This is a genomic window from Psychrobacter sp. SCQQ22, assembly GCF_015864605.1.
GTDB lineage: Bacteria > Pseudomonadota > Gammaproteobacteria > Pseudomonadales > Moraxellaceae > Psychrobacter > Psychrobacter fozii.
On sequence record NZ_JADYWZ010000003.1, the window covers coordinates 148,814 to 172,681 of the forward strand.

The window sequence follows — 23,868 nt, forward strand, 5'->3', positions numbered from 1 at the left end:
CTTAATATTCGATACAGGATGCACAAATGAAAAACATTACTGAAGCGATGAACTGGCGTTACAGCACAAAAGCATTTGATACCAATAAAAAAATCTCAGCAGAAGACTTTCAGAGCCTAAAAGATATCTTGCGTCTCAGTCCTTCGAGCACCAATATCCAACCTTGGCATTTTGTGATTGCTGATGATGAAGCTGGTAAAGCTCGAATCGCTAAAGGCACTGATGGCATGTATGAATTTAATACGGCAAAAGTAAAAGATGCCTCACATGTCATCGTATTCTGTAGTCGTGTCTATGCTGATGACGAGTTTTTGAATGAAATACTAGACAAAGAAGACGCTGATGGTCGTTTTGCCGAACCAAAATTTAAAGAGCAGATGCATCAAGTGCGTAAGATGTTTTTGGATATTCGCCGTTATGAGCAAAAAGACGAGCCACACTGGTTGATAGAGCAGCTATATCTCAACATGGGCGCTTTGCTATTAGGAGCTGCGACTTTAGGTATTGATGCTGTGCCGATGGAAGGGGCGGATTTGAAAGCACTTGATGAAGAGTTTGATTTACGTAGCAAGGGCTATACGGCTGTTGCGGTCGTATCGCTTGGTTATCGTAGTGAAGATGACTTTAACGCTGAGTTGCCAAAATCACGCTTTGATGAAGAGACCATTATTACAAAAGCTTAAGTTATCACGACAGTTTAATGAAAGGATGTGGTCGATCCTGAATACAATGGACACACGACACTATAGCAGTAGGGCCAGTAGAACTAGTAGGGTCAATAGAACATGATGACTGCATGTACTACTTTTATTCTGGCTTGGCTATATCGCCCCTATGTGAATATTCAATACGCCTTGATGAGAGAGCTCAACCACCAACATGATAGAAACAGAACGCTTATATCTTAGACAGTGGCGAGCAAGTGATTTTGCGATATTCGCTGAAATGAACGCTGATCTTGACGTGATGAAGTATTTCCCTAAGCTATTATCACCGAAAGTGAGCGATGCGATAGCCAATAAATGCTCGCAGCTTATTAACGATAAAGGTTGGGGGTTTTGGGCGGTCAGTCTAAAAGAGACAGATAGCTTTATCGGTATGGTTGGCTTAAATGAAGCGCATGCTGATATGTCATTTGCGCCTGCTGTCGAGATTGCTTGGCGACTACACAAAGATTATTGGGGACAAGGTTATGCAACGGAGGCGGCACGGGCTTCATTAAATTTTGCATTTGACACATTAGGATTCGATGAAGTCGTGGCCTTTACTGCAGTGATTAACGAGCACTCACAACTTATCATGCAGCGTATTGGCATGAGTAATACACAAGAAAACTTTTATCATCCAATGCTTGATTCTAATCATCGACTTGCTGAGCACGTTTTGTATAAGATTACCCCGGAGCAAAAGCTGTCTGCTTGAGTGGTTATTTACCTAATTAAACTAATTGAATTTCGTATACTCAAACTAATATATAATTATCGATTTATGTATGCAGACTGAGAATACTATGGAAGATATACTTTTAGAAATTGAAAATGGAATAGCTGAGCTAGTTGGCCTATTTAATCAAGTCAAAGAAGGGATTGGCGATAGGCCTGTCTCCAAAGATATTAGAGAAGGCGTAGGGAGTTTTATAAACTATTATAACGACTACACTGACATTTTACTTGAGGGTGATATAGAAAAAGTAGCTCATACAGCTACTATGATTAGCGTGTATGGCCAATCATTTGCTAGAGCTGTCATTAAAATCGATATAGATGAAAATACAAGAGTTTATAGTGAAAGACTATTGGAAAAGGGTCTTGCTCTTAGAAGTTTTATAGAAAATTCACCAATTTTAACAGCGCCTCTTACAGGCGAAGATCGATCAAAAGTTCTAAACAGTATGCAAAACTATCAATTTCTAAAAAAGCAGATGAAAGGGATGCAAAATGATTTTGAAGAGCATCAAGATAAAGTTGAAAAATTACTGATAGAAAGCGAAAATAAAGCTGTTTCACTAGACAAAGATTTTGACCTTCTTGAAAATATCTATAACGAGAAAATCAGTAAAATATCAAAGAGGTATGAGAAAGAACTACAAGACATTAATGATAAGAATGCTCAGTTAGATCAGCTTCTAGGTAATGCCGCAAGCAGAGTTATTGTCTCAGAGTATGCAGATAGCGCAAAACAAGAAAAAATAGCTGCTGAGTGGTTGAGAGGAGGATCAATTTTTTGCATGGTAATCGTTCTCGGAATAGCCGGATATACTTTTTGGGAATCTATCCATCAAAGCTTTGATCTGTCTAACTCGCTTTTACGATTGGCATTAGTGTTTTTATTATCTGTTCCAGCTGCTTACTTAGCACGTGAATCTACTAAGCATCGTCAGCAACAGTACACACACCTTCAAACATCACTAGACTTGAAGGCTATTAATCCTTATATAGCCTCATTACCTGACGAAGAGCAACATAAAATAAAATCAGAAATTGCTCAAAGAATATTTGCCCCTAAAGATTTTCAATCTATAAGTAATGAGTCTTACCCAATTAACTCTCAAGAAGTCATCATGGCGCTTATTTCGAAGTTCGGAAATGATAAAGACAAACAGTCAGATTAATTGCCCCGAGAAAACGTCAAGATATGCCCCTTAAAAGGCAAATCCAAATCTTACATAAGGCTCTATAAGCTCAGCCAAAATATCAATTTTGGCAGAATTAATTAAGAAATCTCAATCCAGAGGTTTTGAGTGCCCATACCAGCTCTACAAAGGCGCGACTATTCGTCAGGGGCTCACCATCGATAATGAGCACATAGCCTGAACCATCAATCCATAAGAATACAAAACTGGTCTCAGGAATGAGCAGATCGACCTGCTGAAAGAAAGAGATCGCTTGGCTTTCTACGGCCCATCCACGTTGCTTTTGTCGTAGCATAAATCCTGAAAAATCAGCCGCCGCGACACTGAGCATATCCGCTTCTTCTTGGCTGTAGCCAATACGTGCTAAGCAAAACCCTTCATCAGAGCCAATGGCAGCACGGCGTTTGCCCGATAAGCTGGCAACCACATAGGGTAAAAACTGATCTAGTGGCAGATTGGGCGCTGGTAACAGGAGAGACAGTTTCTCAATCCAACCTTGTTCTATGAAGTTTTGCAGCCATTCATCAGAGTAGCGTTCAAGCCAGTCGGCAGCGAGTAACGTCTGCGCATAAGACAACAAGTCTTGTAGTGATAGCTGCTCCTCAGTGGGCTCACCTTGTGAAAATGCCTCAAAAATACCGGCTGGGGTTAGAGTCAGATACGTTTTATCAGCATTTAAATAAGAAGACATAGCAGCTACCATTATGATGAAGGTTATAGAGTGGCGATAAATTAGGTTTTCATATAGTTGAATTCAAATAATTTTGATACAAGGAAACCGAGTGTAAGTGATACATTAGTATGCTTAGCGAGGATGACGATGTAGAAAATTTATATGGATTTGACTATAGTTTGATCAAGGTGCTGCTGACAGTTGTTCCAACGCGCATCAAATTGCCAGTCGCTTTTGCCCAAGCGAAACCAGACTAAAGAGAAAGCAAGGCGATCATTGCGAGCGATACAATGTGCAAAGAACTCGTTTTCGACTTGCTCAATCGTACCCCAATCTTCATTAGTACGTGCTTGCATCAGCTCGGCTGTGATTTCTTTGGAGATTTCCTTGGCATCATCGCTACTGATACGCAACCGCTGATTTTGCTCATTGAGAGACGGCGATATTAATACACTCCAGCGGGTCGCGAGCATACTATTGCGTTGAATATATGTTTTTTTGTCGATACAGTCGCGAAACCCTTGTTGAATATGAGGGTACAGGCGATCTTTGACACGAATGAACAGGTTATTCACATCATAAGGAATGTCATACCAGCAGCCATAAAAGAAGTCTGCAATAGCACCTTGCAGCGGCTCTCTCTCGGTCAATAGTAGCGCCGCATTGATGCGTTGTTCATGAAAGTGACGGTTGTTGGGTGCCAAAAATACTTTACGCGAATATAAGCGGAATACTCTCCGCGCTTCCATCTCGTTTTCTTTAATAAGATCTGAATCAGACATAACAGTGTCCTTTGAGTCATGGTCGCTATATAGTCAAATTCATATAAATCCGTTACATCATCATCCTCGCTAAGCATACTAAAGTATCACTTACACTCGGTTTACTTGTATCGAAATTATTTGAATTCACTACAGTCAATTCCATATAAATCAGATAGATTGTCAGGCCCGTTCAGTCTACTGTTTATAGTGCTCTTACCTGTCTTCTATTGCGTATGTAGCCCAGTAATTAGTCCAACTATTAGTCCAACTATTAGTCTAGCAGTGTCTGCATCAAATCTATCATGAACTCGGCATCTTCTTCATTCATCGCTTCAAACCCCTGAGGCATACCAAGTTCGGCCAAGGCTTCTTGACCATCATCATCGTTGTGCAGATTGAGAATGGCTTCTATAAAGATTTTCGCATCAGGAAAGCCGTCTTTGATAAGTAGCACGTGGCTGATGTCAGCCAAGTCACTTTCGATAAGTACGGAGAGCTGGGTCTTGGTCAACCGTGAAAAGCTATGAAAAATCTCTGCCAAAAAGAACGCGGCTTGGGCATCCCCTTTAATAACTTTACGGGCAGCTGCCTGATAGGTTTCAGTGACATCCCATGTCAGATCAGATTCTTCGATATCAACCGCTTCTAGTAATCGCAAACCAATCAGTTTGACATCTCGGTTGTCTGCCATGGCGACTGTCGCACCAGCCTGAATGTCTTCTAAGTGGTTAATGTCGCTATTTGCAGCAGCGGCAATGACCATTTCATCAGACTTTCCGATAGGGCGAGCGACGGCACGGTAGCCTTGCTCACGGATTAGGGTTGCGGCATCAAAGGGATTGGCGTAAATGACCTGAATGTCACCCGCATTAATGACTTGCTCTTGCTCAGCATGAGATGCAGGGATGTTCAAGTGCATATTTAAATTGGCACGTTTTTGAATCAACGTATTGAACATGTGCCAGCCTGCAAAACGCTCAGGCGAAAAATCTGGGGCGATTAACATATTGTGTGTCGTCATGATTTAGCCTTCCTCATTTTGTTTCATTTGGGCATATTGCGCCATTGCCGCTTCGATTTTGCTGCGTGATGGCTTGCGTCGTACGGATGTATAGCCGACGGTTTCGCCGTGACGAACGTTAGGTACGACGGTTGCATAGACCCAATAATGACTACCATCTTTGCATAAGTTTTTGACATAGCCATGCCATTTTTGTCCTGCTGTGGCAGTGTCCCACAGGTCTTTATAAGCCGCTTTTGGCATGTCAGGATGGCGCAAAATATAATGCTGCTGGCCAATCAATTCATCGACATGGTAACCGCTAATCTCAACAAAAGCATCGTTGACGTGTGTCAGTACGCCATCCAAATCGGTACGCGATACAATCAATTTGCCATCTGGATAAGGGCGTTCGATACCAGTGTCATAGACAGTACGCGACGTGCCATCATGGTAAGTCAGGGTAATTTGTTCGGCAGGCATATCAGGCTTGTGTGCATCAGGGATTGGAGAACCCATGGTCATCTCCTTCATTGGTCGTTATGTAGCCAATCCTGCATAAATTGGATACGGTATCAGCCTTGCGTAGTCTACTACTTGTAGTACTTTCACTCGACTTCTTTGTATCCAAATTATATTGAATCGACTATGTTTATAGTAATTAAAAAGCTAATAAATTCGATAAGCAACTGCCAATCAAATGAGCTTTGCAAGGGCTTCTGAGGCACGTTTGATATCTAAAAATATCAAACCAAGCTTGGCATTTGGTTTTGCCATAATAGTGAGTACCGCCTCATCTCCCGATGACGTCATAATAACGTAGCCTTTTTCACCCTGAATCATAATACGATCGATACTACCACGCGCCAACTCACGACCTGCACGATCACCCAACGATAATAATGCTGCTGACATAGCACCCACACGATCTTCATCGACGCCAGTTGGTAGAGCTGAAGCAATCATCAGACCATCGTTAGAGATTAGGGCAGATGCTTCAACATCTGCTGATGAGCTGTTTAAGTCTTCCAATATCTGTTGAAATGAGTCTGTACGCATATCGCTTTCTCTATGATCAGTGGTGGATTGTTTAAGTAAAAAAACTGGTTAACTATATCCTTGCTTTAAGAAAGGTATTCTAACTCCTTACTAATGATATTGATATACATTTGCTCAATAAAAAACGACATTTTTGGAATTTTTTGCCGTTTACCATCGAATATTTGCCTTTTATCCTTGGTTTCTAAAGGAATTTGACAGAAATCCATTACTTCTAGTAAGGAAATAATGAACGAGTTGGCCTAATTATTTATATTTTTTGATCAGCAATACTATCTGTAGAGCTATTAATCGATGTCTAAAAATTCTGCTAAACAATGCAGCTTAGATTTAGCTAACAAAAATCGCTTATATGTTTCTATGATAGAGATATTTACTAGACTTATAAGTCTTAAAGATGGTATATAGTTATAAGGCGAAAAATGTTGACACCTATCTATTTTCTATAGATATATGAATTCAGTCAGCTTTCTTAATCCCATCTGTCTCTACAAACGCTAACGTGTTGTAGGGACGATTTTAGTTTTACATCAACGTTCGCAATCTTCTTATCCGTTGTGATATCAAGCGACATTGACGTAAGTAAATACGATCCCCAGTTTTATCCTAAGGAAGAGATGTATGAGTATCAGTCAGGCCATCGAAAAAATCGAAGCACGTTATGCGCATCAGCCAGAGTTTATTCAAGCAGTAAAAGAAGTGGCGATTACGATTAAACCTTTATATGATGCTCATCCTGAATATAGTGCATTGAAAGTATTTGAGCGTTTGGTGGAGCCTGATCGGGTATTTGGTTTTCGTGTCAATTGGGAAGATGATAAAGGCGACGTGCAAGTCAATCGTGGCTGGCGTGTGCAGTTCTGCAATGCTTTAGGCCCTTATAAAGGGGGTCTTAGATTCCATCCTACCGTCAATCAGTCGGTACTAAAGTTCTTAGGCTTTGAGCAAATCTTTAAAAATGCGCTAACTGGCTTGCCTATTGGTGGCGGTAAAGGTGGGTCAGATTTTGATCCTAAAGGTAAAACGGACAGTGAGATTCGCCGTTTTTGCTACGCCTTCATGCGTGAGCTACATCATTATGTGAGCAAAGACATGGATGTGCCTGCTGGTGACATCGGTGTCGGCGGTCGAGAAGTCAGCTACATGTTTGCGATGTATAAGAATTTAACACGTGAATCAACAGGTGTTATCACTGGCAAAGGTGTGGGCTTCGGTGGTAGCTTGATGCGTACAGAAGCGACTGGCTATGGTGCGGTATATTTCTTAGAAAATATGCTTCTCGCCCAAAATGACACGCTAAAAGGCAAAAAGGTGCTGATATCAGGCGCAGGCAATGTCTCACTCCATGCTGCCGAAAAAGTGAATGCACTTGGTGGTATTGCCATAACGGTCTCTGACTCGCAAGGGACTTTGCATGATGAAAAGGGTCTTAATCAAGAAAAAATTGATTGGCTCAAAAAACAAAAACAGCAGAACAAGCCGTTAGCAGAGTATGTTGATGTTCATGGTGGAGAGTGGCTTGCCAAGCAAAAACCATGGCAGTTTAAGGCTGATATTGCGATTCCATGTGCTACTCAAAACGAAGTCAATGAAGCTGATGCCAAACTGTTCGTCGAAAATGGTGTGAAGTACGTGGTTGAAGGCGCGAATATGCCGCTCACTGCTGAAGCGATTGATCATATCCGTTTGCACCGTGTCCATTATGCACCTGGTAAAGCTGCCAATGCTGGCGGCGTGGCAGTATCTGCGCTTGAAATGTCGCAAAACTCTGTCCGTCAATATCAAACCTTTGAGCAAGTCGATGAGCGTCTAAAAGGTATTATGAAAGATATCCACGACAGTGCTGCGAATGCTTCAGAACAATATGGTCAAACTGACAATGGTTATGTCGATTATATGGCTGGTGCCAATATGGTTGGTTTCAAACGTGTGGCTGATGCGTTGGTCGCTTTTGGTATTTTAAACTAAGGCTCTACTATATAACTCATAGCCTCATCTAATCATTGCAATAACCAATACTGCGTTTGTCCTCTTGAGACAAACGCAGTATTTTTTTGTCGAAATAATAGCAAGTATTAATCGAGAGTAAACGTTTCTATAGGTGATGTATTTAGATTGATTGTCCAAACAAAGTAATTACACTTTGATACTTTTTCATCCTACAGCGAGTAGAAAACCTCGCTAACATGTACCTACGAATAACGAAGCCAATGTCTATTGATAATGAAAAGTAAGCACTTGGCTAAAAAAGTAAGTCATCAGTGAAGGAGATAATATCATGGAAAAACTGTCTAAAAAGATGCAGTTGACCACTATAGGTGCAGGCCTAGCAGTCGCACTAACCGCAGGTGTCATGAGCACGACTGCCATAGCAGCTCAAACAAATCTATCTACCGAAGTGAAAGCAGCAAAAGGCAACAAGGTTGGCTTAAAGCAAGCGATCACTATCGCAACCAAACATGCATCAGGTATGCTCATCAGTGCTGATTATGATGAGGACGATGATACAGAAAACGGTGTATACGAAATAGAATTTAGCACGGCTAGCGATAGCTATGAAGTGATCGTTGATGCTATTACAGGGGATGTTATTAGTACGGATACTGAACGGTTAGATCGTGATGATATCAACGATTACAATGTACAGCGCCGTGTGAAAGTAAATGTCATGAGTGCGATAGGTATCGCTGAGAAAAAAATAGGCGGTATGACATTAGAAGTCGAGTTTGAAGCAGACCGTGATTACAGTGATCACCCTTTATATTACAAAGTGGATTTACTAAAAGGTGATGAGGTCGTCGGTATCAACATCGATGCCAATACAGGTGAGACGTTTGCCAACAAATATAAGCGCTAGTAGCAATGTTAATAGCAACGTTCAAACAGACCAAACCAAAGCTATTAGCTGAACATATCAGCTAGTGGCTTTTTTAATGGTGATAAATAAAGGTAGGTTGATTGCAAGGTAAGTTGATTACATTGTCTTGCGCCACTTACCTTGAACCATAATGCCTTGGATAGGATTCAACCCCATCTGGTAAGCCAAATCCGCAGGACGGGCGATATCCCACAGTGCTAAATCAGCATCACAGCCTACTTCGATTTTTCCTTTATTAGGTAGCCCTAACGCCTGTGCTGCATAGACGGTCGAGCCTGCTAATACTTCTTCAGGTGTCAGGTAAAATAGCGTACAGCCCATATTCATCGTCAATAAAAGCGACGTTAACGGTGAGGTGCCAGGGTTGCAATCAGTCGAAATTGCCATAGGAACTTGATGTTTACGTAAGGCTTCAATCGGTGGCAGCTTAGTGTCACGTAGCGTATAAAATGCTCCTGGCAATATCACGGCAACGGTATTGCTAGCCGCCATTTTTTTGATGTCTTCTTCTGACAAGTGCTCTAGATGATCGCTCGATAGGCCTTTATATTCAGCAACTAAGGCACTACCACCTATATCAGACAGCTGCTCAGAATGCAGTTTGACTGGTAGATCCAATGAGCGAGCTACTTCAAACACTCGTCTGATTTGTTCTGTGCTAAAGGCGATGTTTTCACAAAATCCGTCGACTGCATCAACCAAGCCTTCTGAATGTAGTATCGGTAACCATTCGCAGACTTGCTCAATATAGTCGTCCGCATGGTCTTTGTACTCAGTGGGTAGGGCATGCGCCGCTAGGTAAGTGGTGCTCACAAGAATGTCGTATTTTTCTCCTAGCTGACGAGCGACTGTGAGCATTTTGCGCTCCGTGTCCAAGTCCAAGCCATAACCTGATTTGATTTCGATACTGGTAACGCCTTCTTTCATAAGCGCGAGTAGACGTTTTTCACTTTGTGCAAATAGCGATTCAATACTGGCGGCGCGGGTAGCACTGACAGTCGCGACAATACCACCGCCTTGTGCTGCAATGTCTTGATAACTAGCACCTTGCAATCTCGCTTCGAACTCATTGCTACGATTGCCACCATAGACGATATGCGTATGACAGTCGATAAGCCCTGGAGTTATCCATTTACCATCTACATCTGTGATTTGGCTAGCTTGATATTCAGGCAGATGAGTATCGATTTGCTCCTGTGCCCCAAGCCAAGTAATTTTGCCGTTTTTAATACCGATGGCAGCGTTCAGTAGCTGTCCGTATGGGATGCTATCAGCATGCTCATTTTCATCATCACTTGTCTTAATACCAAAACCATGCTGCGCTGAAAAGGTGGCGATATTGGCGTTAGTAATGATGTGGTCAAATGATGTCATAGTAGACTCGTCGAGCGTCTTTTCTATAGGACTTTTCGATACGGAGTTCTTTGATTCATTCATAATATGCTCCTGATTTTTGTGAAGTCGATAATCTTTGTTGGCAAGATTTAAGTGCTAAGTAAGTGCTGCTCTACCATAGTTGCTAGTAAGCGAGCAGCGACTTTGCAGCTACGACTGTCAATATCAAAGGTAGGATTGATTTCAGCAATATCTGCGATTTTTACTTTGCCTGATGTCATAATGGTTCTGACCATACGCTCAACGAAACCCAGTTCAATGCCAAAGGCGGCAGGTGCGCTCACACCTGGAACGACACTAGATGGTAAGCAGTCCATATCGATGGTTAGATATATTATATCGACCTGATCTACAAAGTTTTTGACCCGATCAGTAAGTGTATCCCAAGGCTGATAATGACAGTCTTCATCACTAATGACCTGTACGCCCAATTGCTCGGCACGATCGAAAAGCGCCGCCGTGTTAGAGAACCGACTGACGCCGATACAGCAATAATGAAAGGGCTGATCGTGTGCGTCAAGATGCTCGGCAATCTGGCGAAACGGTGTACCAGAGGTCGCAACATCCGACTGACGAATATCAAGATGGGCATCAAAATTAATAATTCCGATAGTAGGCGCGACATCTGCATTTTTTTGACTTTCTAGGGTCTGCCATAATCCCAAAAAGCTGCCGTAAGCAATGGCATGACCACCGCCCAGCCCGATGGATAGACCACCTTGTTTGATAACATTGCTCACTGCATCGGCATATTTGATCTGAGCTTGCTCAAGGGTGCTCTCGGCAAAGCCATCATTATCATCACAATGAATGTCGCCAGCATCACCTAACAAGGTTGATAATTGACCATCAAAACGTTGTTGTAAATCAGCGATGACTGGCAGCGTAGCAAAAGCTCGACGAATCAATGGCGGAGCAGCTCTAGCACCTATGCGGCCTTGATTGCGTCTGACGCCTTGGTCGCACGCAAAACCAATTAGCCCAATATGTTGAGCCTCATAAGGCTGAGCAAGCTGATACCAATAGCGGGCGCGTGCCGTCTCAAATGGCTCTGCACGTCCTATCCACTGGGTCATATCAGCAGGTGTATGGATAATGCGTGTGGTCGTTGTTGCTGTTCTCGCTGTTCTCGCTATTGTCATCACTGCTCTTCGCCCATCAATATTTATTTAGACTCGTACCAATCGCTGCGTAGTGACTGCCAATGTTCAGCAAGCGTACCGTCTAATATCAATTGCTTGGCTGCTTCGATATCAGGGGCTAGATAGCGATCTTTATCATAGAAAGTCACTTTTTCACGTAGTTTTTGATGTGCTACGGTCAACGGCTCTGACGTATCTAATCCGCGATGAAAATCAATCCCTTGACCAGCAGCTAATAGCTCAATGCCGATGATGGTGGCGGTGTTTTGTGCCATCTCGTATAGGCGGCGTGCGCAATAGGTGGCCATAGATACATGGTCTTCTTGATTAGCAGAAGTCGGGATGCTATCGACGCTACCAGGATGGGCGATAGATTTGTTTTCTGACGCCAGTGCTGCGGCGGTCACATGCGCAATCATAAAGCCTGAGTTTACCCCAGCGTTATCCACTAGGAATGGCGGTAAGCCACCTGATAGCGTCGCATCAATTAGCAAAGCGACACGGCGCTCCGACATAGAACCAATCTCGGCAATTGCTAAGGCTAAAATATCAGCGGCAAAAGCGACTGGCTCAGCATGGAAGTTACCACCTGATATGGCGACAGGACCATCTTCGTTATTAAAGATAAGTGGGTTGTCCGTTACGGCATTGGATTCAATTAATAAGGTTTTTCCTGCTTGGTTAATGATATCAAGGCAGGCACCCATGACCTGCGGTTGACAACGCAGGCAGTAAGGGTCTTGTACTCGATCATCCTGCTCGCCATCATGCGAGGCACGAATGGCACTGCCCTTAATCAATTGACGGTGAGCTTTCGCGATTTCAATTTGACCATGATGACCACGCACATCATGAATACGGGCATCAAATGGTGAGTCCGAGCCTTTGGCCGCATCAATCGATAGTGAGCCGACAATAGTGGCGGTCTCAAGCAAATCACGCGCCAAGAAATAACCACGTAATGCCAGCGCGGTTGAGACTTGCGTACCATTGATCAGTGCAAGGCCTTCTTTCGCTGCAAGAGTAATAGGCTCAAGTCCATGCTGGGCTAGAGCGTCAGCAGCAGGCACTTTTTTACCAGCAACAAAGACATCGCCTTCGCCCATCATCGCAAGTGTCATGTGTGACAAAGGGGCTAAATCACCAGAAGCGCCAACTGATCCTTTGGCTGGAATGTTTGGTGTGATTTGATTATTAATTAAGGCCAGCAAACTATCTACTACCTCGCGACGTACGCCAGAGACACCTTGAGCCAAACTGGCAACTTTCATCACCATAATCAGTCGTACTACGCCTGCAGGAAGTGCTTCACCAGTGCCCACAGAGTGAGAAACGATTAGGTTGCGCTGAAGTAGCTCAAGTTGGTCGTCACTGATACGCGTCTTTGCTAAGAGGCCAAAACCAGTATTGATACCATAAGCGCTTTTGTCTCGTGCAATGATCGTACGCACATCTTCGTGTGAGGCATCTATTGCCTCATAAGCGCTCTCAGGTAGTGTAAATATGACAGGCTGCTCATAGATATCACGTAGCATTTTAAAGCTAAGTTGGCGAGGGTGTAGTGTTAGTTTTTTGATGTCGTTCATAGGGGTAATCCTAGTGTTGTAAGCTATATGAGTTATATTATTTTTAATGCGTATCTTTACTAAAATGGGGTTTTTGAAAGTTTTTTAATCAACGAAATATCTATTATTGAATTTGAATCTTCAGCCAATCCAGTTGAAGTACATAGCCAACTGCCCAAAAGCAGCAGCCAATAAAATACTGAGTACCACGCGCTCGAACCAAATGATGATCATTTTGCCAACAGAGACAGGAATTTCAGTGGCAAGCACACATGGAATCATGGCTGAGAAGAACAGCACACTGCTAATGGAAATGACCCCTGCAACATAGCGTGTCAGAATATCTGCTTCACTTAGTAGTAATGCTGGCAAGAACATCTCAGCCAATCCCGCTGACATTCCTTTGGCCGCGATAAGCGGTTCTGGTAAGCCGCCAAGCCATGTAAAGGGATAAAGAAGTAAGCCCAACGCATCGAATACAGGCGTATATTTTGCTAGTAGTAATCCTGTTAAGCCGACCGCGATGATAGATGGCACAATGGCGGCCGCCATCGTCAGGCCATCACGAAAGTTAGACCACAAGATTTGTTTGAGGTCAGTGGCACGGCGCGAAGTGGACAAACCCAAATCAAACGCAGCTGCTAGCCGTGTACCACCTTTATGGTCTAAAGCGGGACGTTCGACATGATCATCAAAGAGACTGATAGGTGGAATACGAGCGGTAATCGCAGTGACAATAAAGGTAATTACTAACGTAGACCAAAAGAACACATTCCAAAACTCCATCAATTTAAGCGTTTTGGCAACAATCACCATGAATGCCGCTGATACGGTTGAAAACCCAGTTGCAATGATAATGGCTTCACGCGCTGAGTATTGCTTTTGTAAATACACGCGATTGGTGATGAGCAAACCAATAGAGTAGCTACCGACAAAAGAAGCAACGGCATCAATCGCTGATGAACCTGGGGTTTTCCAAATAGGTTTCATAATAGGCTGCATGAGCACACCAACCATTTCTAGTAAGCCAAAACCAACCAAGAATGCCAATATCAGCGCCCCAATCGGTACAATCATACCAACGGGTAGCGCCAGTTTTTCAAATAAAAACGGCAGCATGTCCTTTTCCATCATAAAGGCGGGCGCTACGTCAGCCACATACATCACTGCCAATATAAGACCCATGATTTTAAAAGCAGTCATAACCATGTGAGTGATGTTTTTATGCCATGAGCCATCTATAAACGGCTTACTCACTCCATAGAGCATGAGTAGAAACAGTAATGTCACGGACAAGGTATGCTGCTGAGTGACCAGATAGGTCGCGCCATGATCGAACAAAATCGTGCTTTTTTCACCAATGGTAAATGGTACGAAGAACATCACCAAACCGATGGCACTGAATACGATAAGCTGTATTAAAGCAATAGGGGTTGATAGCAGTTTTTTTGACGATGTCGTTGGATTTTCATCGCGCAGATCAGATGTTGTATTTTGCTCAATCATATTATCCTCCTTGATAAAACGCCGAAAATATCCTTACACCCAGTTACAGCGTATAAGGACAAGGGGCAAACTATTTGATCATTGGCAGATTCAATCCATAATCTTTCGCTGTTTTAATAGCCAGATCATAACCTGCATCGGCATGACGCATAACCCCTGAGCCGCAGTCATTGACCAGTACTCGTGCTAAGCGTTTGGCTGCGGCGTCAGTACCATCCGCGACGATGACCATACCTGAATGCTGTGAGTAGCCCATGCCAACGCCGCCGCCATGATGTAGTGATACCCAAGTTGCGCCGCCCGCCACGTTAAGCATACCGTTCAATAGTGCCCAGTCAGATACCGCATCTGAGCCATCTTTCATGCTTTCGGTTTCGCGGTTTGGACTGGCAACAGAGCCCGTATCCAAGTGGTCACGACCAATAACGATAGGGCCTTTTAGCTCGCCGTTTTTGACCATTTCATTAAATGCCAAACCTGCTTTATCACGCTCACCAAGCCCTAACCAGCAGATACGAGCAGGCAAGCCTTGGAACTGAATGCGCTCTTTTGCCATATCTAACCAGCGATGAATATGTTGGTTTTCAGGGAACAGCTCTTTTATTTTTTGATCAGTCTTATAGATATCTTCTGGGTCGCCTGATAACGCTACCCAGCGGAATGGGCCTTTACCTTGGCAAAACAGCGGACGAATATAAGCGGGGACAAAACCTGGGAAGTTAAAGGCATCTTTGACCCCTTCATCGAAAGCGACCTGACGGATGTTGTTGCCATAATCGGTCGTTGGAATATCCATTGCTTGTAGATTTAGCATCGCCTGTACGTGTACGGCACAAGATTTAGCGGCTGCTTTGGTCAATGCTGCATGTTGCTCTGAATCTTCTTGCGCAGCTTTCCATTCTTCTACTGTCCAGCCGCTTGGCAGATAGCCATTAATCAAATCATGCGCCGAGGTTTGATCAGTGACTAAGTCAGGCTTCATGCCGCCAGCGTTCGCACGCTTGACCATTTCAGGCAATATATCTGCGGCATTACCAAGTAGGGCGATAGAAACGGCTTCACCCGCATCGGTATGTTGTTTGATTAACTCGTAAGCATGGTCAAGGTTATCTGCTTGTTTATCAACATAACCAGTGCGCAAACGGAAATCGATACTAGACTGTTGACACTCGATGTTTAATGAAGTTGCCCCTGCAAAAGTAGCCGCAAGTGGCTGCGCGCCGCCCATACCGCCAAGACCAGCGGTCAAAATCCAACGACCTGCCCAGCTGCCATCATAATGCTGACGACCTGCTTCAACGAAAGTCTCGTAAGTACCTTGAACGATGCCTTGGGTGCCGATATAGATCCAGCTACCAGCGGTCATTTGGCCATACATTATTAAGTCTTTGCGATCGAGCTCGTTGAAGTGTTCCCACGTGGCCCAACGCGGTACAAGGTTTGAATTGGCAATCAAAACGCGCGGTGCATTTTCATGCGTTTGAAACACGCCGACGGGTTTGCCAGACTGCACCAATAATGTCTCATCATCTTCTAATTCTTTTAGCGACTCTAGGATTTGATCATAGCTTTCCCAGTTACGGGCTGCGCGTCCGATACCACCGTATACGACTAGGCTTTTTGGGTTTTCCGCCACATCAGGATGCAGGTTGTTTTGCAGCATACGATAAGGGGCTTCGGTCAGCCAGCTTTTGCAATGTAGCGTAGAGCCAGTAGGCGCAGCGATATTACGGCTCTCATCGCGTCGAGTAGGTTTGTTGCTATTGCTATCAGTAGTCATCGTCAAATCCTTGTGAAATCTTTTAAGTCGATTGGGCAATTAAAGTGAGTGGTTTACGATCAGTCTAAGAGTGCACTTAACTGCTTGCTAAATTGGCTAGATTATCGATACTGTCGTAAAGTTGTATATACAAATTATCAAAGATATTTTTTTCATGCAAGGATTTTTTATGGATAGCCGCATTATTTTTGTTATTAACTCGATCAAGACTAAACGCTTAGACATTTTGACTAAGGCTTGCATGGCGGTCTCGTGATATTATGTGGCTACTATTTTTAGTAAAGCTGACGGTTAAAAACGGACATGACAAAGACGATTCCGGCGTATCAACGTATAAAAAACGCCATATTAGACAATATTCACTCTGGTAAGTGGCAAGCAGGTAATGCGATTTCGACAGAAATGGCAATGGCCGAAGAGTTTGGTGTGTCACGAATGACGGTCAATCGCGCGCTAAAAGAGCTGAGCGAGGAGCGGGTATTAGAGCGTCGGCAAGGGTCGGGGACGTTTGTCGCGCAACAGCAGTTCAACCATACGTTTGTAGAAGTGCGCAATATTGCACAGGATTTGAAGTCGGCCAATCGCGATTATGAAGCGAAGGTCGTCAGTAAGCGTGCCATTACGGCTGACATGCTCGACGACGAGTTACGTCGTAAGTTTGGCATTGATGACGCGGCTGTGCTTGTTCACACAAACGCTAGTGATGCGCCTGTGTTATACGAGGTAAAAATCATTCACTTTGCGGATGGTCAGCCCATACAGTTCGAAGAGCGCTGGGTGGATGCAAACAAAGTACCAGCGTTCATTGAGCAAGATTTTAGTGTGGTCAATACCAGTGATTATTTGATTGCCAAAAGCCCACTGGAGCGCGGTAGTTATACCATTCGAGCGTTGGCTGCCCCTGATGAGATTGCTGATTTTTTACAAATTATAGCGCAGTCACCAACGCTGGTATTGTGTCGCCAAACCTATTCGGCTGGTCAAGTCGTCACCTTTGTCAAAATGTGGCATGCTGGCGATCGCTACCAGTTTTCGGGTGATTTATAGGTGTTACCTTTCGCATGCTCACGGATTTTGTACGTTTTTTATGTCTAAATTGAGATACTATGTTCGTAAGCTGCTATTTCATGAACAGCAATGATATTTAGATACGCGTTAAAAATTCAAAAATAAACCAGAAACAGTATTGAAAAATAGGCTAAATAACCTCAAATCGGGCAACCAACACCGAATATTGCAGCGCATTTTATACTGCGCTCTTGTCTCGGTTTTCCCTATTGATTGGCTTTAATTATTTTAACTTTATTCATTCACTCTTATAAGGACGTCTTATGAAACGTCGTACTCTCTTAGCCCTTGCCGCCAGCACCATGTTCCTTGCCGCTTGTGGTCAATCTACTACCAATGAAGCCGATGCGGGTGCGACAGACAGCGCTGCAACAGGCGGTTCTGATTTGCTACAGCGTATCAATAATGGCGGCACCATCAACGTCGGTACAGAGGGTACTTATCCTCCGTTCACGTATCATGATGAGAGCGGCAAACTGACGGGTTATGATGTCGAAGTGACACGTGCCGTTGCGGAAAAACTGGGCGTAGAAGTCGACTTTAAAGAGACCCAGTGGGATGCAATGCTGGCAGGTTTGGATTCAAAACGTTTTGATATGGTGGCCAACCAAGTCAGTTTGACCACGCCTGAACGTCTTGCTAAGTATGACAAAGCCAGTCCTTATAGCTGGTCAGGTGCAGTGGTATTGGCACCGACTGATGACGATCGCTATAGCTCGTGGGAAGGCTTAAAAGGTCTACGTACCGCACAATCACTTAGCAGTAACTATGGTGAGCTGGCAGAACGTTATGAGGCAGAAATCGTTCCTGTCGATGGTATGGCGCAAGCGATTCAATTGGTTAAGCAAGACCGTGCTGATTTTACGATGAATGACAATCTCGCGGTATTGGACTATCTCAAAAAATTCCCAGATGCCAAACTTGAGATTAAACTGACAGCGCCTGCTAGCGAGCAAACAGGCTCAGGCCTAGTGCTTATCAAAGGCGATGATGAAGTCGTGGCAAAACTGGATGAAGCGATGGCGGCATTGGCTGCTGAGGGCACCCTCACCAAGCTTAGCGAAGAGTTCTTTGGTGCTGATATAAGTCAACAAAAATAATGTCAGTTTCTATCATGTCAGCTTCTGTAATGTCTACATCATGGTTCGCGGACTTATTGGCAGTATTGCCATTTATGAGTCCTGATCGAGCGCAGATTGTCATCTCATCGTTTTGGCCAATGCTCAAAGGCGGTATCTATTATTCGATACCGCTGGCGTTGATCTCATTTGCGATTGGTATGGCCATTGCACTGACAGTGGCATTGATTCGTATCGTTCCGCGTGCCACTTGGTTCCATGAAGTAATCTATCGGCTGGCTCGTGTTTATGTGTCCGCGATTCGCGGTACACCGATGTTGGTTCAGCTATTCATTATTTTCTATGGTCTGCCAAGTATCGGGGTGAAGCTTGATCCCTTTCCTTCAGCGATTATTGCGTTCTCTTTGAATATCGGTGCTTATGCATCGGAGACGGTGCGTGCCTCGATTTTGTCGATTCCAAAAGGACAGTGGGAAGCAGGCTCAACGGTTGGCTTGACATATCTACAAACTTTTCGCCATGTGATTTTACCGCAGGCGCTTCGGGTGTCAGTTCCGCCGTTGTCTAATACCTTTATCAGTCTAGTAAAAGATACCTCACTTGCTTCATTGGTACTGGTCACTGAGCTATTCAAACAAGCGCAGATCATCACGGCTCGTAACTATGAGTTTATGCTGGTGTATACAGAAGCGGCGATTATTTACTGGGGTATCTGTCTGTTCTTGACCTTTATCCAAGGCAAGCTTGAAACTAGGCTCGATCGTTACGTGGCAAAATAAGTGGTGGTTAATCAGTGATGATTGCGTAATTGTTAGCCGCACAGCCATTAGTTAGATAGCCATTAGTAATATAAGCCCTTTAGAATAAACAGTCGCAAATAGAGACCAGTACAACAGGAATTTTTATGATCAAAGTCACTAATATTCACAAAGCTTTCGGTGGCAATCAGGTGCTCAAAGGCATCGACTTGACCATCAATAAAGGCAAAGTAGTCGTAATATTAGGGCCTTCAGGATCGGGTAAAACCACCTTTTTGCGTTGTCTCAATGCGCTGGAGATTCCTGATCAAGGCGTGATTGCTTTTGATGATGGTAGCTTGACAGTTGACTTTGCGACCAAGCCTAAGAAAAAAACCTTGCTGGCGTTGCAACGTAAATCAGGCATGGTGTTTCAGTCTTATAACTTGTTTCCGCACAAGACAGCGATTGAAAACTTGATGCTTGGGCCTACGGTCGTACAGGGGCAAAGTAAAGCTCAGGCACGCGAGCAGGCCTTGGCACTACTGGAGAAAGTGGGGCTGTCGGACAAAGCCGATCTCTATCCTTTTCAGCTATCTGGTGGTCAGCAGCAGCGTATTGGTATTGCCCGTGCGCTGGCTATCGAACCGTCATTGCTACTGTTTGATGAGCCAACATCCGCGCTTGACCCAGAGCTGGTGCAAGATGTATTGGGCACTATGAAACAACTGGCATCTGAAGGTTGGACGATGGTCGTCGTCACTCATGAGATTAAATTTGCTCGTGACGTGGCGGATCATGTGGTCTTAATCGAAGATGGTCATGTGGTCGAAGAAGGCAGCCCTAAGCAAATGTTCGAACTATCAGAGCATCCGCGTACACAGGCATTTTTGCAACGTATTGAGCAGTAAAAACGTCTGTTTTTGCGTAAGCGATGATAAAAAAAAGCCCCAATCATGCGGTCATGGTTGGGGCTTTTTTTATAAGCGTAGATAGCAGGTGATGTTAAATAATGAGACAGAGCACTTAAACTTTTTGTCGTTTTTTTAACCTTAACCAACGTGGCACACGAGTGGCAGTACCATTTAGCACAGCATTAAACAAAGCTGCCAGTAAAATCAGCACCACACCCACATACTGAATCAGGGATAGTGACTGATGTAGCAATAGTATGGCAAGGGCAATGGCTGTCAGAGGCTCAAAAATCGTAAACACTGATGCGCGACTGGCAGGGAGCTTCTCTAACGCTTTCATGTACAACCCAAAAGGCACCACAGTTCCGAGTAAAGATAGCCCTAAGACATAACCCCAAGTCAGCAGAGGCAGACTAAATAGTTGCTCATAAGTATTGTAAGTCTCTGGCAATAGCAGCAGTACACCTGCACTGATGATGATGGACGTGAAAAATACTAGCGGAGCAGGGTGAGCATAATGCATAGCACGCTTGCCGAGTACGCCATATAAGGAGTAGCACACGCCTGCTGACAAGCCCAATAAAATACCCCAGTTGACTTGTGCTTGCTCGCCTAGCATCGTCAAGCCCACGCCAAACACAGCCATTAGTGACAGCAGTGCTGATTTTCGCGTAATAGACTCATTGAGCAAAAAGGCTGAAAACAGTAAACTAAACACGGGCGCAGTGTACAGCAGCGCGACAGCAGGACCTGCGCCAACATAGCTGACGGCAAAAAAATAGCAGATGGACATGCTAAGCACACCTATTAGTGACTGAAGTGCCAGTCCTAACCAGTGTTTTGGGCGCAGCTTAATCAGATCAGGCCATAATTTTGGGAGCATGGCCAATATAATAAAAGCGGCCGTGACAATCCGTAGTATGGTCACTTGCCAGCCACTAAAGCCGATTTGATTAAGGTAGGTAGAAAATATACCCAGTGTTCCCCAGCAAATAGCTGCCGTGATAATTTGAATGATGCCTATCCATGATTTTGGTGATGGCACTGCTGTATCCATGTTCGCCATATCGTTCTCTTTTTTATTTGAGTGTCGCAAGATTTACAAGTTATAGGCTGTCCAAGCCTCTTGGGTAACTACAATCTAATCACTATAAAACTGCTAGGGTAGCAACTTCGTTAACCATACCAACGTATGGCTAATAAGGTTTTCTTATATCGATATTGCGTGCTGACGATATACCAAACTCAAAAAATACAGTCAGCTGTGCCAACTCGTTTAGCCTACCAAAAGTAGCGTTTGAACTCGCTTTCTTCACTGCTCAAATTTTGTGAATGGTCTGACGCAATACAATACTGAAATAAGAAAAGACAACCCGATTGAGGGCTGTCTTTTGTTTGTTCGTTATTTTAGTCTATCACGAAAATATTATGGGGTCGCTTAGAAATGTTATCGATATAAATATAATCACCCTAATATGACCGGTTTATACCTGCATCAAAAAGTTACTGAGCAAACGCTTGGCGCCTTCGGTAGCAAATGACTCTGGATGAAACTGTACGCCTTGAATCGGGTAGTCTTTGTGCTGTAGTCCCATGATTTCATCGCCTGCTAGCGCGGATTTCGTTAGGCTATGCTCACTATGTTGCTCGTTATCCACGACGGCAGTGACAGCCAAGCAATCAGGTAGGGTCTCAGCTTTCACCATCAATGAGTGATAGCGCATGATTTCAAGGGCTTGCGGCAATCCTTGATAGACACCCGCACCATCGTGACGAATCGCTGAGACTTTGCCATGCATTGGAACATTGGCACGTATCACATCACCGCCAAACACATGAGCGATGCCTTGCATGCCGAGGCACACACCCAATAGCGGCGTCGTCTTGCCCATTACTTCGATGACCTCTGCACAAATACCGAAGTAGGCAGGATCATCAGGTGCACCAGGGCCTGGTGAGATAATGATTCGGTCAAGATTCATCGCTTGCACGTCAGCCAGTGTAATTTCATTGTTGCGTTTAACGATGACGCTTGCTTCTTCATCGCCATCCATGTTTTGTAAAATCTCACCAATATATTGGTAAAGATTGAAAGTAAACGAGTCGTAGTTATCGATAATTAAAACATTCATGGGTCATAAACTCTTTTGTAAAAATATAGCTAGGTAAAATGTGGTCAATTTACGAATTGTGGCTGGTACAAATGACAGCTACATAAAGCTGTCTAGTACTACTTTCATCGCAGACAGTTTGCGCTGAATTTCCAAGTATTCATCGGCAGGATTGGAGTCGTAAACGTTACCGCCACAGGTCTGTGCATAGGCAGATTCGCCACTGATAAAGAGGCTGCGAATAGGAATAGCAAAGATACAATCGCCATTGAAATTGAATGACCCAAGCGCACCACCATAGGCACCGCGACCATCAGGCTCTAGTTCATTGATGACTTTGATGGCTTCAACTTTTGGTGCACCAGACAATGTGCCTGCTGGGAAGTTGCTGGCAAGTGCGCTAAACATGTCTTCGTTGGGATGTAGGATACCGACGATTTCAGAGGAGATATGCTGCACGTGTGAGAATCGCTTGATATCCATCAAGCTACGGACCTTTACGGTGCCAAATCGTGCCACACGGCCAATATCGTTACGATGTAAGTCGACCAACATATTATGTTCGGCAATCTCTTTGTCATCGTTGAGCAATGCGCGGGCGAGCTTACGGTCTTCTATCACATCGACGCCGCGCTTGGCTGTCCCTGCAAGTGGATAGGTTTCCATCTCACCTTGACGTAAGCGAAATAGCAGTTCAGGTGAGGCACCGATGATGCACTGCTGAGCAAATTTCATAAAGTACATGTGTGGTGAAGGATTAACAGCGCGCAGTTTTTCGTAAATTGGCATTTTATCGCCTGCGATACGATACTTAGACTTGAACCCAACCTCACACTGAAAGATACGCCCAGAGATAATGTCTTCTTTGACCTTCATTACTACTTTGGCATGCTCATCTTGGCTCATACCATCGCCCAAAAACTCAACCGTAGGCTTTTCATAGCTTGGAATATCGATATCAAATAAGGCTTTGATTTGCTCGATGCGATTCTCTTGCTGAGCGGTTGGATAATAGAAATAGAAAATTTCACCAGTCATCTTATCGAGCGTCAAGCCATCTAAATACACACCAAACTTAAATGGTTCAAAGTCGTCGCTAGATTTGGCATTTAGGCTAGGCTCAAAGAAATTCACACTGTCATAGCCTAAATAGCCGACCAGACCACCGCTTTGATCGCGAGCGATAACATGCTGAGGGGTAATCTGACGTAATAGCTGATATGGGTTTTCAGTTTGGTAATGGCTTGTTTGGGCAGTTTTGTTGTCCGTAATCGCAAGGGTAGTGCGGTCTAATGCTGCGATGGTCATAATTGGGTCAAAACCAATGGCATGATGACGTGAGATATGGCTATCTTCGCCCAAGGATTCGAGCAAGTAGCAGGTGTCAAAAGTGCTTTCGATGCGTTTGAATAATGCAAAAAAATCAATATCTTGAGTGAGCTTGATACGCTGCGGTTTGCTAGGAATATCAATCGCCGTAGGTTGGCTATGCTGTAATGTAGGAGATGTCATAACAAAGTCCGAAATAGTTCAAATATGTGTCAGCTAAAAATAGGAGGAATTCA

General features: G+C 44.0%; 22 protein-coding genes. 9 read left to right on the forward strand and 13 right to left on the reverse strand.

Features of this window, described 5'->3' with window-relative positions; genetic code table 11:
• Positions 1 to 26 precede the first annotated feature (26 nt).
• The 3 genes from nfsB to I6E84_RS05405 all read left to right on the forward strand — a co-directional run bounded on the left by nfsB (position 27) and on the right by I6E84_RS05405 (position 2,611).
• Positions 27 to 683: an oxygen-insensitive NAD(P)H nitroreductase gene (gene nfsB / locus I6E84_RS05395; protein ID WP_197216654.1), complete on the forward strand. Its 657-nt coding sequence runs from the start codon at positions 27 to 29 to the stop codon at positions 681 to 683.
• Between the two features lie 196 nt (positions 684 to 879).
• On the forward strand, positions 880 to 1,422 hold the full coding sequence (locus I6E84_RS05400) for a GNAT family N-acetyltransferase (RefSeq protein ID WP_197216656.1): 543 nt from the start codon (positions 880 to 882) through the stop codon (positions 1,420 to 1,422).
• Positions 1,423 to 1,510: 88 nt separating this feature from the next.
• Entirely contained in the window at positions 1,511 to 2,611 is a 1,101-nt protein-coding gene (locus I6E84_RS05405) for a hypothetical protein (protein WP_197216658.1), read from the forward strand.
• 97 nt (positions 2,612 to 2,708) lie between these two features.
• On the opposite strand, the gene I6E84_RS05410 is transcribed toward I6E84_RS05405, so the two are convergent.
• The 5 genes from I6E84_RS05410 to I6E84_RS05430 all read right to left on the reverse strand — a co-directional run bounded on the left by I6E84_RS05410 (position 2,709) and on the right by I6E84_RS05430 (position 6,128).
• The gene (locus I6E84_RS05410) at positions 2,709 to 3,323 is read right to left on the reverse strand and encodes a hypothetical protein (RefSeq protein ID WP_197216660.1); all 615 of its coding nucleotides are present in this window, start codon (positions 3,321 to 3,323) and stop codon (positions 2,709 to 2,711) included.
• Positions 3,324 to 3,463: 140 nt separating this feature from the next.
• Positions 3,464 to 4,087 carry a hypothetical protein gene (locus tag I6E84_RS05415; RefSeq protein ID WP_197216662.1) on the reverse strand — a complete coding sequence of 208 codons (624 nt, stop codon included), beginning with the start codon at positions 4,085 to 4,087 and terminating at the stop codon, positions 3,464 to 3,466.
• A 253-nt stretch (positions 4,088 to 4,340) separates the two neighbouring features.
• Positions 4,341 to 5,090 carry a PhnD/SsuA/transferrin family substrate-binding protein gene (locus I6E84_RS05420; protein WP_197216664.1) on the reverse strand — a complete coding sequence of 250 codons (750 nt, stop codon included), beginning with the start codon at positions 5,088 to 5,090 and terminating at the stop codon, positions 4,341 to 4,343.
• A 3-nt stretch (positions 5,091 to 5,093) separates the two neighbouring features.
• Positions 5,094 to 5,588, reverse strand: coding sequence for a PAS domain-containing protein (locus I6E84_RS05425; RefSeq protein ID WP_197216666.1), 495 nt, complete (start codon positions 5,586 to 5,588; stop codon positions 5,094 to 5,096).
• Positions 5,589 to 5,765: 177 nt separating this feature from the next.
• Entirely contained in the window at positions 5,766 to 6,128 is a 363-nt protein-coding gene (locus I6E84_RS05430) for a roadblock/LC7 domain-containing protein (RefSeq protein ID WP_010201036.1), read from the reverse strand.
• 621 nt (positions 6,129 to 6,749) lie between these two features.
• Between I6E84_RS05430 and gdhA the strand changes: the two genes are divergently transcribed.
• Both gdhA and I6E84_RS05440 read left to right on the forward strand, forming a co-directional pair.
• Complete coding sequence (gene gdhA, locus I6E84_RS05435) at positions 6,750 to 8,096, forward strand: NADP-specific glutamate dehydrogenase (RefSeq protein WP_197101723.1); 1,347 nt, start codon at positions 6,750 to 6,752, stop codon at positions 8,094 to 8,096.
• A 310-nt stretch (positions 8,097 to 8,406) separates the two neighbouring features.
• On the forward strand, positions 8,407 to 8,985 hold the full coding sequence (locus I6E84_RS05440) for a PepSY domain-containing protein (RefSeq protein ID WP_197216668.1): 579 nt from the start codon (positions 8,407 to 8,409) through the stop codon (positions 8,983 to 8,985).
• A gap of 117 nt (positions 8,986 to 9,102) precedes the next feature.
• Here I6E84_RS05440 and hutI read toward each other — a convergent pair whose 3' ends face one another.
• From hutI to hutU, 5 genes are all read right to left on the reverse strand, one after another.
• Entirely contained in the window at positions 9,103 to 10,380 is a 1,278-nt protein-coding gene (hutI, locus tag I6E84_RS05445; RefSeq protein ID WP_413786942.1) for an imidazolonepropionase, read from the reverse strand.
• Between the two features lie 110 nt (positions 10,381 to 10,490).
• Entirely contained in the window at positions 10,491 to 11,543 is a 1,053-nt protein-coding gene (gene hutG, locus I6E84_RS05450; protein WP_197216672.1) for a formimidoylglutamase, read from the reverse strand.
• 23 nt (positions 11,544 to 11,566) lie between these two features.
• The gene (hutH, locus tag I6E84_RS05455; RefSeq protein ID WP_197216674.1) at positions 11,567 to 13,129 is read right to left on the reverse strand and encodes a histidine ammonia-lyase; all 1,563 of its coding nucleotides are present in this window, start codon (positions 13,127 to 13,129) and stop codon (positions 11,567 to 11,569) included.
• Between the two features lie 120 nt (positions 13,130 to 13,249).
• A complete protein-coding gene (locus I6E84_RS05460) occupies positions 13,250 to 14,614 on the reverse strand; it encodes a YjiH family protein (RefSeq protein WP_197216676.1) in 1,365 nt (454 codons plus the stop codon).
• A gap of 70 nt (positions 14,615 to 14,684) precedes the next feature.
• Positions 14,685 to 16,394 carry a urocanate hydratase gene (hutU, locus tag I6E84_RS05465; protein WP_197216677.1) on the reverse strand — a complete coding sequence of 570 codons (1,710 nt, stop codon included), beginning with the start codon at positions 16,392 to 16,394 and terminating at the stop codon, positions 14,685 to 14,687.
• Positions 16,395 to 16,697: 303 nt separating this feature from the next.
• Between hutU and I6E84_RS05470 the strand changes: the two genes are divergently transcribed.
• From I6E84_RS05470 to I6E84_RS05485, 4 genes are all read left to right on the forward strand, one after another.
• Positions 16,698 to 17,441: a UTRA domain-containing protein gene (locus I6E84_RS05470; protein WP_197216678.1), complete on the forward strand. Its 744-nt coding sequence runs from the start codon at positions 16,698 to 16,700 to the stop codon at positions 17,439 to 17,441.
• A 284-nt stretch (positions 17,442 to 17,725) separates the two neighbouring features.
• On the forward strand, positions 17,726 to 18,562 hold the full coding sequence (locus tag I6E84_RS05475) for an amino acid ABC transporter substrate-binding protein (protein ID WP_197216679.1): 837 nt from the start codon (positions 17,726 to 17,728) through the stop codon (positions 18,560 to 18,562).
• A 74-nt stretch (positions 18,563 to 18,636) separates the two neighbouring features.
• Positions 18,637 to 19,320 (forward strand): amino acid ABC transporter permease, encoded by a 684-nt coding sequence (locus tag I6E84_RS05480; protein ID WP_197216932.1) that lies wholly within the window; start codon positions 18,637 to 18,639, stop codon positions 19,318 to 19,320.
• Positions 19,321 to 19,445: 125 nt separating this feature from the next.
• The gene (locus tag I6E84_RS05485; protein ID WP_197216680.1) at positions 19,446 to 20,189 is read left to right on the forward strand and encodes an amino acid ABC transporter ATP-binding protein; all 744 of its coding nucleotides are present in this window, start codon (positions 19,446 to 19,448) and stop codon (positions 20,187 to 20,189) included.
• 115 nt (positions 20,190 to 20,304) lie between these two features.
• Here the strand turns inward: I6E84_RS05485 and I6E84_RS05490 are convergent, their stop codons facing one another.
• The 3 genes from I6E84_RS05490 to I6E84_RS05500 all read right to left on the reverse strand — a co-directional run bounded on the left by I6E84_RS05490 (position 20,305) and on the right by I6E84_RS05500 (position 23,815).
• Complete coding sequence (locus I6E84_RS05490) at positions 20,305 to 21,258, reverse strand: DMT family transporter (protein WP_197101739.1); 954 nt, start codon at positions 21,256 to 21,258, stop codon at positions 20,305 to 20,307.
• 418 nt (positions 21,259 to 21,676) lie between these two features.
• Positions 21,677 to 22,324: an anthranilate synthase component II gene (locus I6E84_RS05495; protein WP_197216681.1), complete on the reverse strand. Its 648-nt coding sequence runs from the start codon at positions 22,322 to 22,324 to the stop codon at positions 21,677 to 21,679.
• Between the two features lie 78 nt (positions 22,325 to 22,402).
• The gene (locus I6E84_RS05500) at positions 22,403 to 23,815 is read right to left on the reverse strand and encodes an anthranilate synthase component I family protein (protein WP_197216682.1); all 1,413 of its coding nucleotides are present in this window, start codon (positions 23,813 to 23,815) and stop codon (positions 22,403 to 22,405) included.
• Between the last annotated feature and the right edge of the window lie 53 nt (positions 23,816 to 23,868).

What these genes read in the sequence shown, in the direction of transcription:
- nfsB (WP_197216654.1), top strand. Translation starts at nt 27, where the DNA reads ATGAAAAACATTACTGAAGCGATGAACTGGCGTTACAGCACAAAAGCA.
- I6E84_RS05400 (WP_197216656.1), top strand. Translation starts at nt 880, where the DNA reads ATGATAGAAACAGAACGCTTATATCTTAGACAGTGGCGAGCAAGTGAT.
- I6E84_RS05405 (WP_197216658.1), top strand. Translation starts at nt 1,511, where the DNA reads ATGGAAGATATACTTTTAGAAATTGAAAATGGAATAGCTGAGCTAGTT.
- I6E84_RS05410 (WP_197216660.1), bottom strand. Translation starts at nt 3,323, where the DNA reads ATGTCTTCTTATTTAAATGCTGATAAAACGTATCTGACTCTAACCCCA.
- I6E84_RS05415 (WP_197216662.1), bottom strand. Translation starts at nt 4,087, where the DNA reads ATGTCTGATTCAGATCTTATTAAAGAAAACGAGATGGAAGCGCGGAGA.
- I6E84_RS05420 (WP_197216664.1), bottom strand. Translation starts at nt 5,090, where the DNA reads ATGACGACACACAATATGTTAATCGCCCCAGATTTTTCGCCTGAGCGT.
- I6E84_RS05425 (WP_197216666.1), bottom strand. Translation starts at nt 5,588, where the DNA reads ATGGGTTCTCCAATCCCTGATGCACACAAGCCTGATATGCCTGCCGAA.
- I6E84_RS05430 (WP_010201036.1), bottom strand. Translation starts at nt 6,128, where the DNA reads ATGCGTACAGACTCATTTCAACAGATATTGGAAGACTTAAACAGCTCA.
- gdhA (WP_197101723.1), top strand. Translation starts at nt 6,750, where the DNA reads ATGAGTATCAGTCAGGCCATCGAAAAAATCGAAGCACGTTATGCGCAT.
- I6E84_RS05440 (WP_197216668.1), top strand. Translation starts at nt 8,407, where the DNA reads ATGGAAAAACTGTCTAAAAAGATGCAGTTGACCACTATAGGTGCAGGC.
- hutI (WP_413786942.1), bottom strand. Translation starts at nt 10,380, where the DNA reads ATGACATCATTTGACCACATCATTACTAACGCCAATATCGCCACCTTT.
- hutG (WP_197216672.1), bottom strand. Translation starts at nt 11,543, where the DNA reads ATGACAATAGCGAGAACAGCGAGAACAGCAACAACGACCACACGCATT.
- hutH (WP_197216674.1), bottom strand. Translation starts at nt 13,129, where the DNA reads ATGAACGACATCAAAAAACTAACACTACACCCTCGCCAACTTAGCTTT.
- I6E84_RS05460 (WP_197216676.1), bottom strand. Translation starts at nt 14,614, where the DNA reads ATGATTGAGCAAAATACAACATCTGATCTGCGCGATGAAAATCCAACG.
- hutU (WP_197216677.1), bottom strand. Translation starts at nt 16,394, where the DNA reads ATGACTACTGATAGCAATAGCAACAAACCTACTCGACGCGATGAGAGC.
- I6E84_RS05470 (WP_197216678.1), top strand. Translation starts at nt 16,698, where the DNA reads ATGACAAAGACGATTCCGGCGTATCAACGTATAAAAAACGCCATATTA.
- I6E84_RS05475 (WP_197216679.1), top strand. Translation starts at nt 17,726, where the DNA reads ATGAAACGTCGTACTCTCTTAGCCCTTGCCGCCAGCACCATGTTCCTT.
- I6E84_RS05480 (WP_197216932.1), top strand. Translation starts at nt 18,637, where the DNA reads ATGAGTCCTGATCGAGCGCAGATTGTCATCTCATCGTTTTGGCCAATG.
- I6E84_RS05485 (WP_197216680.1), top strand. Translation starts at nt 19,446, where the DNA reads ATGATCAAAGTCACTAATATTCACAAAGCTTTCGGTGGCAATCAGGTG.
- I6E84_RS05490 (WP_197101739.1), bottom strand. Translation starts at nt 21,258, where the DNA reads ATGGCGAACATGGATACAGCAGTGCCATCACCAAAATCATGGATAGGC.
- I6E84_RS05495 (WP_197216681.1), bottom strand. Translation starts at nt 22,324, where the DNA reads ATGAATGTTTTAATTATCGATAACTACGACTCGTTTACTTTCAATCTT.
- I6E84_RS05500 (WP_197216682.1), bottom strand. Translation starts at nt 23,815, where the DNA reads ATGACATCTCCTACATTACAGCATAGCCAACCTACGGCGATTGATATT.